Source organism: Spirochaetota bacterium, assembly GCA_004297825.1.
In the GTDB taxonomy this organism is placed as follows: Bacteria; Spirochaetota; UBA4802; order UBA4802; family UBA5368; genus FW300-bin19.
In genome coordinates, this window is record SCSX01000060.1 from 73,756 (window position 1) to 85,998 (window position 12,243).

At 59.8% G+C, this 12,243-nt stretch carries 14 protein-coding genes and 1 tRNA gene; 2 read left to right on the forward strand and 13 right to left on the reverse strand.

The window, feature by feature from the left end; genetic code table 11:
* Positions 1–33: 33 nt before the first annotated feature.
* The 9 genes from trpA to EPN93_12175 all read right to left on the reverse strand — a co-directional run bounded on the left by trpA (position 34) and on the right by EPN93_12175 (position 8,432).
* A complete protein-coding gene (gene trpA / locus EPN93_12135) occupies positions 34–798 on the reverse strand; it encodes a tryptophan synthase subunit alpha (protein ID TAL34464.1) in 765 nt (254 codons plus the stop codon).
* Positions 795–1,979, reverse strand: a complete 1,185-nt coding sequence (gene trpB, locus EPN93_12140) for a tryptophan synthase subunit beta (GenBank protein TAL34465.1) — start codon at positions 1,977–1,979, stop codon at positions 795–797. The genes trpA and trpB overlap by 4 nt, the downstream gene beginning before the upstream one ends.
* Entirely contained in the window at positions 1,957–2,592 is a 636-nt protein-coding gene (locus tag EPN93_12145; GenBank protein ID TAL34466.1) for a phosphoribosylanthranilate isomerase, read from the reverse strand. The genes trpB and EPN93_12145 overlap by 23 nt, the downstream gene beginning before the upstream one ends.
* Entirely contained in the window at positions 2,582–3,346 is a 765-nt protein-coding gene (locus EPN93_12150; protein TAL34467.1) for an indole-3-glycerol-phosphate synthase, read from the reverse strand. Before EPN93_12150 ends, EPN93_12145 begins: the two co-directional genes overlap by 11 nt.
* Positions 3,343–4,350, reverse strand: a complete 1,008-nt coding sequence (gene trpD, locus EPN93_12155) for an anthranilate phosphoribosyltransferase (GenBank protein TAL34468.1) — start codon at positions 4,348–4,350, stop codon at positions 3,343–3,345. The genes EPN93_12150 and trpD overlap by 4 nt, the downstream gene beginning before the upstream one ends.
* The gene (locus EPN93_12160) at positions 4,322–4,915 is read right to left on the reverse strand and encodes an aminodeoxychorismate/anthranilate synthase component II (protein TAL34469.1); all 594 of its coding nucleotides are present in this window, start codon (positions 4,913–4,915) and stop codon (positions 4,322–4,324) included. The genes trpD and EPN93_12160 overlap by 29 nt, the downstream gene beginning before the upstream one ends.
* On the reverse strand, positions 4,903–6,411 hold the full coding sequence (locus tag EPN93_12165; protein TAL34470.1) for an anthranilate synthase component I family protein: 1,509 nt from the start codon (positions 6,409–6,411) through the stop codon (positions 4,903–4,905). The genes EPN93_12160 and EPN93_12165 overlap by 13 nt, the downstream gene beginning before the upstream one ends.
* Positions 6,412–6,738: 327 nt before the next feature.
* Positions 6,739–7,581 (reverse strand): hypothetical protein, encoded by an 843-nt coding sequence (locus EPN93_12170; protein ID TAL34471.1) that lies wholly within the window; start codon positions 7,579–7,581, stop codon positions 6,739–6,741.
* Between the two features lie 176 nt (positions 7,582–7,757).
* A complete protein-coding gene (locus EPN93_12175; GenBank protein TAL34472.1) occupies positions 7,758–8,432 on the reverse strand; it encodes a TetR/AcrR family transcriptional regulator in 675 nt (224 codons plus the stop codon).
* A 354-nt stretch (positions 8,433–8,786) separates the two neighbouring features.
* On the opposite strand from EPN93_12175, the gene EPN93_12180 reads away from it, so the two are divergent.
* Both EPN93_12180 and EPN93_12185 read left to right on the forward strand, forming a co-directional pair.
* Entirely contained in the window at positions 8,787–10,031 is a 1,245-nt protein-coding gene (locus EPN93_12180) for an aminotransferase class III-fold pyridoxal phosphate-dependent enzyme (protein TAL34473.1), read from the forward strand.
* Positions 9,989–10,405, forward strand: coding sequence for a hypothetical protein (locus tag EPN93_12185; protein ID TAL34474.1), 417 nt, complete (start codon positions 9,989–9,991; stop codon positions 10,403–10,405). The genes EPN93_12180 and EPN93_12185 overlap by 43 nt, the downstream gene beginning before the upstream one ends.
* Before the next feature lie 207 nt (positions 10,406–10,612).
* On the opposite strand, the gene EPN93_12190 is transcribed toward EPN93_12185, so the two are convergent.
* The 4 genes from EPN93_12190 to EPN93_12205 form a co-directional block, all read right to left on the reverse strand.
* Positions 10,613–10,686, reverse strand: a tRNA-Arg gene (locus EPN93_12190).
* Positions 10,687–10,761: 75 nt separating this feature from the next.
* Complete coding sequence (locus EPN93_12195) at positions 10,762–11,142, reverse strand: hypothetical protein (GenBank protein TAL34475.1); 381 nt, start codon at positions 11,140–11,142, stop codon at positions 10,762–10,764.
* A 173-nt stretch (positions 11,143–11,315) separates the two neighbouring features.
* The gene (locus tag EPN93_12200) at positions 11,316–11,714 is read right to left on the reverse strand and encodes a DUF4537 domain-containing protein (GenBank protein TAL34476.1); all 399 of its coding nucleotides are present in this window, start codon (positions 11,712–11,714) and stop codon (positions 11,316–11,318) included.
* Between the two features lie 86 nt (positions 11,715–11,800).
* The gene (locus EPN93_12205; protein TAL34477.1) at positions 11,801–12,226 is read right to left on the reverse strand and encodes a hotdog fold thioesterase; all 426 of its coding nucleotides are present in this window, start codon (positions 12,224–12,226) and stop codon (positions 11,801–11,803) included.
* Positions 12,227–12,243 lie beyond the last annotated feature (17 nt).

Below are 12,243 nucleotides of genomic sequence, written 5' to 3' on the forward strand. Positions count from 1 at the left end.
GGAGCCCTTCGGGGTATCCGGTGCGATTCGTGATCACGCCCCCGCGGCCATCACTTCTCCGCGGAGTTCCTCGCGGAGACCGTTCACGAACCCTGTGAAGGCCTCTATGCCTTCATTCGCAAGAAGCTCCACAAGGCGCGTCCCCATGATAAATCCGTCCGCACAGGCCAGCGCGGACTTCGCGTGGGCGGCGCTTCTCACCCCGAATCCGAGCACCACGGGAACCGCGCATGCTTCGCGCGCGCGCGCGATCACGGCTGCCGTGTCCTCGTCGATCGAAAGGTCCCCCCCCGTGATGCCGCGCATCGAAACCGCGTACAGGAATCCCCCGGCACCGGTGGCATAGCGCTCCGCCTGCGCGGGCGTGTTCTCCGGGGTGAGGAAGTGCACGAAGCGCACCCCCCGGGATTCCAGCGGCTCCTTGAAACGGGCGCTTTCGTCGTACGGCACGTCGGGCACGATCACGCCGTGCACCCCCGAATCGGCGCACTCGGCCGCGAAGCGCGCGGGGCCGCGGGTGTAGACATGATTCGCGTAGAGCATCAGGTAAATGTGCTTTCCCGCGGGCATGCGCGCGGCAATCTCCCGCACGCTTTCGAACACCGCGTCCGGCGTCACGCCCGCCTCGATCGCCGCATGCGCCGCATTGCAGATAACGGGTCCGTCGGCGACGGGATCGGAGAAGGGCACGCCCACCTCGAGAAAATCGAAGTACTCCAGGGCCGAGAGCGACGCCTCGATGAAGCGCGCGCGGTCCGGGTAATTCCCCACCAGGTAGCATCCGTTGTACGGTTTCATATTCCCGCCTCCTTCATGATTGTATCCAGGTCCTTGTCTCCCCTTCCGGAGAGGTTGACGATCACCGAGCGTCCCTTGAACTGCCTGCGGTTCGTGAGCACATAACCCAGCGCATGGCTCGATTCCAGCGCCGGGATTATACCCTCGGCGCGTGCGAGCGCGAGGCAGGCCACGAGCGCGTCCCGGTCGCTGCAGGTCTCGTAGCGTACGAGTTTCTTTTCTTTCCAGAAACTGTGTTCGGGACCCACAGAGGGATAATCGAGCCCCGCGGAGATCGAGTGCACCGGGTCGACCTGGCCGTGCCTGTTCTGCAGAATCGTGGTCAGGCATCCGTGAAGGATGCCCTCGACGCCGTAGGTGAGCGACGCGCTATGATCGCCCGGTACGTACGAGCGCCCCCCGGCCTCGACGCCCACGAGCTCGACACCGCTGCCGATAAACTCGTGGAAGAGGCCCGCCGCGTTGCTTCCCCCGCCCACGCACGCGATCGCGGCGTCCGGGTCTCCCCCCGTCTGTGTGCGCATCTGCGCCCGCGCCTCGTGCCCGATCACCGACTGGAAATCGCGCACGATCATGGGAAAGGGGTGCGGCCCGGCGACGGAGCCCAGAAGGTAGTGCGTGCCCCTGCAGTGCTTCACCCAGTCGCGCATCGCCTCATTCACGGAATCCTTGAGCGTTTTCCCCCCGCTCGTCACGGGCACGACGCGCGCGCCCAGGAGTTTCATGCGCTTCACGTTGGGCATCTGGCGCGCGATGTCGGTCTCGCCCATGTAGACGACGCACTCCATGTTCATGAGCGCGGCGACTGTCGCGGTCGCGACGCCGTGCTGTCCCGCGCCGGTCTCGGCGACGAGGCGGCGCTTGCCCATGTAGCGCGCGAGCATCGCCTGCCCCAGCGTGTTGTTGAGCTTGTGGGCCCCCGTGTGCAGCAGGTCCTCGCGCTTCAGGTATATCCGCACGCCGGTCGCGCTGGAGATGTGCTTCGCGTGGTATAGGGGCGTGGGCCTGCCCGCGTAATTGGCAAGCATGTCGCCTAACGTCGCCTGCGCCTCCGCGTCGGCGCGAAAGGCGGCGTAGGCCTCCTCGAGGGCTGCAAGCGTGTTCGCGAGCGTTTCGGGCACGAAGCGCCCGCCGAATTTTCCAAAGTAGCCCCGTGCGTCAGGCAGTGCGGATGCGGTCATGGTGAGCCTCCTGTACGATTCTTAAAAGCGTTTTCATTTTCCCGTGCGACTTGATCCCCGGCGCGTCCTCGATGCCGGACGAGACGTCAATGCCCAGCGGTGAGACCAGCGACAAAAGACGGGGGAGCGTGGCCGCCGATACACCCCCGGCGACGATCGTGCGTTTTATATGAACGAAGCCCTTGAGCGTCTCCCAGTCAAAGCTCGTTCCCGTCCCTCCGTGCGCGCTCGCAGAGTACGCATCGAGAAGCACCATGCCGTCATCCCCGGGCGCCGATACGCTGGAGAGCGATTCGACGCCCCTGATCCGGTACGCCCGGATGAGGGGCCGGAATCCGGAAAGCGCGCGCGCGGTTTCCCCGTCGTAGAGCTGAATGCAATTGATGCGCGCGTACTCGCAGGTCTCGACGATCTGCTGCGGGGTCCCGCCGACGAACACGCCCACGGTGAGCACCCCGCTCCCCGCGATCGCGCCCGAAAGTTCCCGCGCCTGCGCCGGGCTCACGAAGCGGGGCGAGCGTGGATCGAAGATCAGTCCCGCCGCCGAAATCCCTAATTCTGCCGCGGCGGCGATATCCTCAACGCGGGTGAACCCGCAGCACTTAACGAACATCGCGCAGCTCCCTGATCATCGATGCGGGATCGGCTGATTTCATGAGGGCGCTTCCGACCAGGAATCCGCGCGCACCCATTTCGAGAAAGGGCTCCATGTCGGCGCGCGACTCGATGCCGCTCGCGGCGATCTTTCCGACGTTGCGCGGAATCTCCCCGAGCGTCCGCGCGGCCGCGGCACGATCGATCGCCAGCGTTTCGAGGTTCCGTGAATTCACCATGAGCAACGGCGCCTGGAGCGGCAGGACCTTGACGAGCTCGCCGGATTCGTGGATCTCGACAAGGGGGATCATGCCGGTGACCGCGACGCGCGCGTAAAGATCCCGAAGCTCCCGCGCGCCCAGGGCCCGCGCGATCAGGAGCACCATGTCCGCGCCCGCGCGATAGGCGCATTCGACCTGCTCGGGGAAATAGACGAATTCCTTGCAGAGCACGGGGAGGTCGGCAGAGGCGCACACGGCCTCGAGGTCGTCGTAGCTTCCCCCGAAAAAGGAGCCGTCGGTGAGCACGCTCAGGGCGCCCGCGCCCCCGCGCTCGTACGCGCGCGCCTGCGCGACGGGTTCCACGGTGCGGATCTTCCCGGCCGAGGGGGAGGCCTGCTTCAGTTCGGCGATGACGGTCACCGCGCCGGGCGCGGGGGCGAAGCCGTGCAGACGGCGTGTACGCGCGGGGGCTTCCCGCAGGCGCTTCTTGAGAGCGGGCAGCTCCGCGAGTTTGCGCGCGCGCATCGCATCCAGTGAAAAGCGCGCCTTCACGCGGCCTCCTCGCGCATGGATTCCACCTTGCGGCGCACCTGGCCGCTCACGACCGCGTCCAGCGCGTCCCGGTAATTATCGGCGATGGTCGTGGCCTCGTCGCGCGCGTGCAGGGCGAGCGCAGCGTTCAGCGCCAGGAGCTTCCCCAGCGGCGTGGGTGCCGATGCGCTCACCGTCTCCATGAAGTGCCGGGCGTTTTGATCGGCGCTGCAGTGCGTGGGAATGGACTCAGCTTCCGCGCGCGAGATCATCGCGGCCGGGTCGATCGTAAAGCGCTCCTTCGCGCCGCCGCGCACGTCGATCACCACCGTGGGCTCCAGGGGCGAAACCTCGTCCATGCCGCTCACGGACGAATAGAGGAGCACGCGTTCGAACCCCAGGGACGCGGCCGCGTCGGCGTACAGGGGAAGCACCCCCGGGTGAAAGACGCCGATCATCTGCCTGCACGGGGAGGCGGGGTTGGTCAGGGGTCCCAGGAAATTGAAGATGGTCCTCACGCCCAGTGCCTGGCGCACGGGCATGGCGTGTTTCATCGCGGGATGGTGCAGCGGCGCGAACAGGAAGAGAAAGCGGTGCCGCGCGAAATAGGCGCGCGCCGCGTCCCCCTGCAGGTTTATCGGAATCCCCAGTGCCTCAAGGAAATCCGCCGACCCGCTTTTGCTCGAGACGGAGCGGTTCCCGTGTTTTGCGACCGGCACCCCCATCGCCGCGAGAATGAGCGCCGCCGAGGTCGAGATGTTGAACGAGTTCGAATGGTCGCCCCCCGTGCCGCACGTGTCGAAGAGGTTCCCCTCTTCCAGTCCCGGGTCGACCGCGAAGCGCCGCATCGAGCGCGCGGCACCCACGAGCTCGTCGGATGTTTCCCGGCGCATCTTCATCGCGACGAGTATCGCGGCGAGCTCCACCGGCGACACGCTTCCGGAAAATATGGAATCGAAAAGCGATTCGCTGGACGAGGCGTCCAGGGAATTTCCCTCAGTTATGCTTTGAATGAGTTTCCGCATGGTCTCGACATCCTCCGATAAAATTTTCTATAATGGTGCGCCCGTGTTCGGTCAGGTACGACTCCGGGTGGAACTGCACCCCCCAGAGGAAGCGCTCCCGGTGGGAGAGCGCCATGATCTCGCCGTCGGACGATTCCGCCTCCACCGTGAAGCATTCGGGAAGCCCCTCGCGCGCCACCGCGAGCGAATGGTAGCGCACGGCGTTGAATCGCTCCGGGATGCCCCTGAAGAGCGGCCCGCCGCGGTGGGTGATCTCGTCGGTCTTGCCGTGCATGATGCGCGCGGCGCGTACGACCCTCCCGCCCAGGGCGTGCCCCATCGCCTGCATCCCCAGGCAGACGCCCAGCATGGGAAGTTCCGCATAACGGCGTATCACCTCGCAGGTGATGCCCGCGTTCTCCGGGGACGAGGGACCGGGGGAAAGGATGGCGCCCTCGAAGCGCGCGAAATCGATCCCGTCAAGGGCACAGTCGTTGCGGAACACCTCGATATCGGCCCCGGTCTCGCGCACGTAATGGACCAGGTTGTAGGTGAACGAATCGTAGTTGTCGATCATACAGAACATGCGAGTTCCTCCTTGTCTTCCTGCGTCCGCCCGAAGGGCAGGCTGGCCGCGAGCGCCGCGAGCTTGTGGCGGATCTCCCGGTATTCGTTTTCGGGCACGCTGTCGTAGACGATGCCCGCCCCGGCCTGAAGGTAGCTTTCCTCCGGCGAGAAGACCGCCGTGCGGATCGTGATGCAGGTGTCCGCGTGGCCGTTGAACCCCAGGTAGCCCACCGCCCCCGCGTAGATGCCGCGCGCGTGGTCTTCGAGCTCGTCGATAATTTCCAGGGCGCGTACCTTGGGCGCGCCGCTCACGGTGCCCGCGGGGAAGGTCTCGCGCAGCACGTCGACCGCGTCGGTGCGGGGACGAAGACCGCTCTCGACGAGCGAGACCAGGTGTATCACGTGGGAATAATCCTCGGGCTCCATGAAGCGCGTGACCCTCACGCTCCCGGCGGCGGATATCCGCGCGAGGTCGTTGCGCGCGAGGTCGACGAGCATGAGATGCTCGGCGCGCTCCTTGGGATCGGCGAGAAGCGCTGCCTTGTTCCGGGCGCTTTCGGCGCGGTCCTCTCCCTGGCGGATCGTACCGGCGATGGGTTTCAGGACCGCCTTCCCGTTCTTCACCTTTACGTGTATCTCGGGCGAGCTCCCGGTCACGACGAGGTCGCCGAATTTCAGGAAGAACATGTACGGGGAAGGATTGAGGCGGCGCAGCCGCAGATAAAACAGGAACGGGTCGACGCGTTCGGTGATGTCCGCGCGCATGGAGAGCACCACCTGCAGCGCCTCCCCCGCGCCGATAAGCTCCCGCGCGCGGGCGACCTTTTCCATGAAGCGCGCGGGCTCGTCGCGGAAGGCCAGGCAGTCCGCATCGGCGCGCAGGGGAAGGCAGGGGACGCGCGTGTGCACGATGCGGGCTATCGTCTCGCGCTCGATCATTTCGAGGCGGGCGCAGGCTCGTTCGTAAAGAAGCGCTATCGGCTCCCCCCCCTCCGTGTCAATGCAGGTCGCGGCATGATAGCAGTTCTCCCTTCCGTCGTGGACGATGAAGTCGTCTATGAGGTGGAACATCGCGAGCGGGTGCGGCGCGTTTTCCTTGACGGGCGCGCGCATGATCCCGCAGTGGTTCACGAGCCCGAAACCCATGTAGCCCGCGTAGCCCCCGTTGAAGTCGCCGTAGCGCGGGTAGTGCGGGGCGCGGTGTTCGGCCATGCGCGCCTTCATGTAGTCGAAGAAATTTATTTCCAGGCGCTCCTCGCGCCCGCCCTCGCTCACGAGGACTTCCCCGGGGCTCACGCATCGCACGAGCCGGCGGGGGTGGATTCCCAGGAAGGAGAAGCGCTGCGGCTTTCCCCTCCCGTGCGCGCTTTCCAGGAAAACCACATTCTCCTGGGACTGGAGCGATCGAAGGAGCATGAGCATCCCCGGCTCCGAGATGTTCATCTCCCGGTACACGGGGATGCGGTTGAATCGCCGCGCGAGTCTTGTGACGGTCGAGAGCGAGGGATACATCATAGCCTGGTGCCTCCATAAAATAAAAAAGCCGCGAATCCCTTTAAGGTTCCGCGGCTGCTGGTGTTGATAAAAAAGCCGCGGGCGATGTCGCCCGCGGCTTCCGATTGATTGTCAGTTCAATGTCGGATCAGGCGAACACCGTGCTGGTTGTCCACCAAAACCAATAAAATCGTACGCCGGCGGCGTCCGAGTTCGAAATGGTATGTACTGTTTTTCCGTTCATTTCATTATCCGAATTTGATGCACGGACTATAGGAACATAGTCGGAATATTGTCAAATAAAAAAATAAATATTTTGCGTGTTAGCGAGGGCCTGCATCCGGGCGGTTATCCGGCGGCAAGCGCTTCTATGATTTTCGAGCAGCCACCCTTGCATACGTGATTGGCATGGTCGCCGATGCTTTCAAATTTTCGTCCGACTATTTTAGAACATTCGAATTCATAATCGGAGCTTTTTATAAATCTATCAATTACCTCGAGGGCGGTGGGTTCTTTAAAGCCAAGCTTATCGGTGCCTGCCTCGAGGCTCCTCATTCCCGTGATCCAAATCGCGGCTCCCAATGCCCCGCAGGCACCCCCGCTCAGGCCGATTCCGCCCGCAAGCCCCGCCGCCATGACAGAATGCATTTCGGACGCGCCCATCTTTTGGGCCAGCAGCGCCGCACAGCTTACGGAAGCCGCGGGTGTTTCAATTTGTTCTTCGGAACAAGCGGCATTTATTTCATTAAGTGCGGCAGGCGCGTATCGCGCGGCCATACGGAAGCAGCCTATGGTCCCGCCTTTTATCAGGAAAAAGGTTATCATCTTCATGGTCGAGGACGACTTGTCGATATCCGTTATTTCGAGGCAGTTCGTATTATTGTTCTGTGCGCGGAATGATTCCACGAGCCTTTGCGACGCGACGATCGCCCTGGCTTCAGCCTGCGGGCCCGCGCCCAGAATCCGGTACGCGTGGGCCCCCGCGGCAAGCGCGGCGCCCCAGATCATGCCGCACTGGTAGCCATGCTGCATTATTCCGCCCGCAAGGGGCATGGCGGCGCGCTCCTCGTCTTTCAATGGGTAACCGTACGCGCGGTTAAGGACGTGGAAAAGCGTATCGGAACACGCCCTCCCGTTAAGAAACGTGCCCACCGTTCCCATTGACGTTATGTTCTTTTTTTCTGTGCTCATAGTATCTCCTCAATAAGTCTGGTCGATGACGTTTCTTTTATCGGACCACCCGCCGATATAACTGTTTCTGCAAAAAGCATTCCCCATGGGAAATTAAGCGATCCCTGATCAAAATCCGCGGAACGGGCGCCTTAAAATCAGCGCAGTATGCCTGCAATGCCGGCGGGGGCGTCGTTTCAACGAAACGATTTTACCACCATCGACAGGTATTCCTCGAACAGCTTTTCGGGTGTGGTCTGATATACTTCGCGAAAGGACGCCTTCCGCATAAGAATGATCTGGAGCACGCCGAACACCTGCCCCCACAGCAGCAACATAAGCTGCCGGGCGCTCAGGACGGTGCGGATACGGCCCTTCCCGATATCCTCCTCGATGGCCGAAGTTACGATCCGGCCGTATTCGGACGACAGCCGCTGGCACTGGGAACGGTAGCTCCCGTCGTCCACCTCCTGCGTGTCCGGCACGTAGCGGTGGAGTTTCGACTCGTAGGTCATCAGCAACGTGATGTACTTGGGGTGGTCCAGCGAGTACTGGTAGAACGCGCGCCCCAGGCGGACTACCAGCGGTTCCTTGCCGCGGTCCGGGCCGGCCAGCGCCTGCTCGAGTACGCTTTTGAAAAGCAACTGGCCCCTGCGCACCACGGCGAGAAAGAGGTCCTCCCTGTCACGGAAATACAGATAGATGCTGCGCTTGGTATACCCCGCCGCCCGGGCGATCTCATCCACCGTGGTGGCCTCATAACCGCCGGTATAAAACAGGTCCTCAACGATATCGATGATCCTGTTTATCCGCTGATCGCGTTCCCACGCCTTTCTTTCGTCGCTCTTTACGGCCCTCTGTTTCTTTTGCATAATTTTCTTGTGTTGCTGCGTGTTTTTTCTATTGACAATTCACTATATGTATAAATAAATGCAGTCAAGTAAATAATATTACACTCTAGTGAAATATTAACATTTATAAACAGCCCAAGGGCGCAGATATGAATGACCGCCATGGCGGCGCGTTTTCCGAAAAGGGTACCGCGACAGCCACATGCCCGACAGCCGGTTTCTTTTCAGTGCACACCGGCGTGCCCCGCGTGAATGCGGTACGATACGGAGCCTGCCCGCCCGTGTCAACATAACTCCTGCCCGTCACTGCTCTTCTGCGCGCGCCGCCGTTCCTAATGAACGGCTGTTTCGATAACCTTGCAAGGAGGGATTACCATGAAACTCTATGACCTGACCAAATCGTACGAGCTTTTCGAAGAGGCGAAAAAGTATGTTCCCAATGGAATCTACGGTCCCCGCACACCGGCGTTCCTGACATTCGGTTCCTACCCCGCGTTTATTAAAAGGGGAGACGGATGCCGCATATGGGACGTCGACGGGAACGAGTATATCGACTACATGTGCTCATTCGGCACGAACCTGCTGGGCCTCCGGCACCCGAAAATCGAGGCGGCCGCGCGGAAACAGCAGGAAAACGCGGACTGCTTTACCCTGCCCTCGGACCTCTGGGTCCCGCTGGCGAAAAAAATGGTCGAGACGATCCACGGCGGCGACTGGTGCGTATTCGGCAAGAACGGATCCGATGTGACCTCCTACGCCATCACGGTGGCGCGCGTGTTCACCGGGAAGACGGAGATACTTATGGCCAAGGGCTCCTACCACGGTTCGCACTTCTGGTGCCAGCCGCATGGGGAAGGGGTGCCCGCTGAATGGAAGACCCATGTGCAATCCTTTGAGTACAACAACGCTGCCGATTTCACGAGGCTCGTCAACGAGAACAAGGGCAAAATAGCGGCGGTTATAGTAACCCCCCACTGCCATGACGCCCTGAAGGACCAGGCGCTGCCCAAAAAAGAGTTCGTCGATGCGATAAACGCCCTCGCGAAAAGCGAAAGCTTCATGGTTATCGTGGACGACATCCGGTGCGGTTTCCGCCTCAAGCTCGAGGGAAGCGCCGTCCATTACGGATACAACGCCGACCTCCAGTGCTTCGGAAAGGCCATGGCGAACGGTTACCCGATCGCGGTTGCGATGGGAAGGAAGGATCTGAAAACATCCGCCGAAAAGATATTTTTTACCGGCACGCATTTCTTCTCCGGGGTCCCTTTCGCGGCGGCCCTCGCGTCCATAGAGGAGATCAAGGCGAGCGGCGCCATTCAGAAAATAGACAGCATGGGAACCAAGCTCATGAAGGGTCTGGCGGAGGCCGCGTCGGCGGCTGGTGTCACGATCACGACCAGCGGTCCCCCGGCCATGCCGTACATGACCTTCGCGAATGACCCGACCTTCGAGATCAACCGGTATTTCTGCGGCGAAGCCGCCCGGCGCGGTATCTTCTTCCACCCGCACCACAACTGGTTCGTCTGCGCCGCCATAACGGACGCGGATATAAAGAAGACACTCGATATTTCCGCCGAATGCTTCAAGCTGGTAAAGGACAAGTTCGGAGGCGGCAAATGAAGTTCTACCACCTTGGGATAAAAGCGAAGGACGTCCAGGAGAGCCTCAGGTTCTATTGCGATATCATGGGCCTCCGGAAAATCGAGACGGTCAGCATCATGGGAAAAAATTTTCATTTCGTGGGGAACGATACCTTCCAGATCGAGATCGAAGGCGGCAACCCGGGTGACACCCAGGCCAACGCGAGCACCATGACCGGCCTCAATCATATAAGCCTTATCGTCGAGGACATCCAGGCCCTGGCGGTGCGGCTGAAGGAAATGGGGGTGAAGCTCCTCTTTGAGCCCCTGCAGCCGCGGCCGGACCGGTGGACCACCTTCGTCCAGGACCCCGACGGGGTACTCATCCAGATAATTCAATACGTGGCACAGTAATACCTGTCCGGGGATCGGGAGCGCAGTCTGCCCGATCCCCGATTGTTTCCCCGGTACGGCTTCCCTGTCCGCACCGCGAATCCTATCCGGGATTCAAGACCCACACCCAGGTGAAAATCTTGATTACGGTTGGCTTCGCCGATATTTCCCCATGGACAATGATCGCTCATTTATTTTTTTACGAAATGTAACGTGGCAGGAATGATGCGCGCCCGGCAGGAGTCGAACCTGCGACCTGCGGATTCGAAGTCCGATGCTCTATCCAGCTGAGCTACGGGCGCATTCGAAAGGAAATGAAACGGGGGTCACCCTGCTTCATTTCGCTTGATTAGAATCAAACATGATGGCTTTTAAAATCAATAAGAAAATTTATTATCCCTGCGAAATTCATCCAGCTTAATCTTCAGCCAGGTACGGCTTGGAACCGCGTCCGAATCGCCGCACTTGATCATGTAGGGTTTTCCGCTCATGCTGCTTTGAGAGGCGCATAGTTCGATAAAATCCTCCGCCGAACCGATCTTATCCCTGAAGTAATCGTATTTTTTCCTGATATGGTCCGCGGCTTCTTTCGATGAATAGGAAACATCGTTCCGCAGAAACGCGCATTCCGTGGTTTCAATCGTGTTTAACAGGTAGGTGATTTCGCGGGTCAGCGTTTCATCGGGACCTGTAAATCCTGCGCCAGGGAAAAGAATTACCAGAACGGCCAACCATAGGATAACACCTCGCTTTCTCACGTCGGTACCCCTGCATTAATAACATGAATTCTGAACCCTCGTTCCGGTAACCGGGGGCCGGCTGCGTAGCCAATCCCTTTCGCGAACATGGCGGGAAGTTCATCCTCAATGGAGAAAAGCCCCTTTGCAGGGGCTTTAAAGTGTTCACGATGGCGATTCGGCACGTGCGGTTCCTACTTCACCCTTATGTGGTCCAGGGAAGCCTTGCCCTTGTCCCCGTCATCGAAATTTATGGAATAATCATTTCCCGCGATCGCGCTTACGGTTCCCGGATAGTATTTTCCGTTGCCCCAGAGGGCGAGTACCTTGGTGCCGACTTTCAACGCGGAAGCGGCAGGAACGACATCCGCCACGATCTGGGCCGTCGTACAGCACTTGACGTCACCGTCATCGAAATTGATGGTGAGGCCCTGGGCGCAGGCGATTCCCGCTTTGCCGTGATACCAGGAATTAGGTGTCCACTCCGCGAACACCGCGTCGCCTGTCGATACTTTGGTTTGAGATAGCGCAACATTGAGAATTGAAGCCGTGAAGAAGATCATTACGAAAAGGAGCAGGGATTTGTTTTTCATATGAATCTCCTTGGGTAGGTTGTTGAATATTGCAATAGCTTACCTGAATAAGCGGCAATAGTCAAGGATATCCCGGAAATTTACGCTTATTGTTTATCTAAAATCGATAATGTCATTCTGGACACGCACACCAACTTTCCTTCATCATTTGTTATTGTAATCTCCCAAACATGAATCGAGTTTCCCAAATTCAAGGGTTTCGCGATACCATAGACGAACCCCTCCGATACTGACCTTACATGATTGGCATTAATTTCAAGGCCGACGCATCTCTTTTTAGAATTATCGATACTAAGGCGCGCGGCTACGCTGCCCAATGTTTCCGCAAATGCCAAAGAAGCGCCCCCGTGCAAAATTCCATACGGCTGCCTGGTCCGATTATCGACGGGCATTTTCGCTTTAATGAAATCTTCGCCAATTTCAATATATTCAATTCCAATATTTTCAACCAAGGTGTTTTTTGATTTGTCCGTTAAATCATCTATCGAATCCCGGCTTTTCCAAATCGACATGTGTAGTCTCCTGTGAG

Bases quoted from the DNA above. Each gene is read 5' to 3' on its own strand.
- trpA (TAL34464.1), bottom strand. From the start codon at position 798: ATGAAACCGTACAACGGATGCTACCTGGTGGGGAATTACCCGGACCGC.
- trpB (TAL34465.1), bottom strand. From the start codon at position 1,979: ATGACCGCATCCGCACTGCCTGACGCACGGGGCTACTTTGGAAAATTC.
- EPN93_12145 (TAL34466.1), bottom strand. From the start codon at position 2,592: ATGTTCGTTAAGTGCTGCGGGTTCACCCGCGTTGAGGATATCGCCGCC.
- trpD (TAL34468.1), bottom strand. From the start codon at position 4,350: ATGCGGAAACTCATTCAAAGCATAACTGAGGGAAATTCCCTGGACGCC.
- EPN93_12160 (TAL34469.1), bottom strand. From the start codon at position 4,915: ATGTTCTGTATGATCGACAACTACGATTCGTTCACCTACAACCTGGTC.
- EPN93_12165 (TAL34470.1), bottom strand. From the start codon at position 6,411: ATGATGTATCCCTCGCTCTCGACCGTCACAAGACTCGCGCGGCGATTC.
- EPN93_12170 (TAL34471.1), bottom strand. From the start codon at position 7,581: ATGAGCACAGAAAAAAAGAACATAACGTCAATGGGAACGGTGGGCACG.
- EPN93_12175 (TAL34472.1), bottom strand. From the start codon at position 8,432: ATGCAAAAGAAACAGAGGGCCGTAAAGAGCGACGAAAGAAAGGCGTGG.
- EPN93_12180 (TAL34473.1), top strand. From the start codon at position 8,787: ATGAAACTCTATGACCTGACCAAATCGTACGAGCTTTTCGAAGAGGCG.
- EPN93_12185 (TAL34474.1), top strand. From the start codon at position 9,989: ATGCTTCAAGCTGGTAAAGGACAAGTTCGGAGGCGGCAAATGAAGTTC.
- EPN93_12200 (TAL34476.1), bottom strand. From the start codon at position 11,714: ATGAAAAACAAATCCCTGCTCCTTTTCGTAATGATCTTCTTCACGGCT.
- EPN93_12205 (TAL34477.1), bottom strand. From the start codon at position 12,226: ATGTCGATTTGGAAAAGCCGGGATTCGATAGATGATTTAACGGACAAA.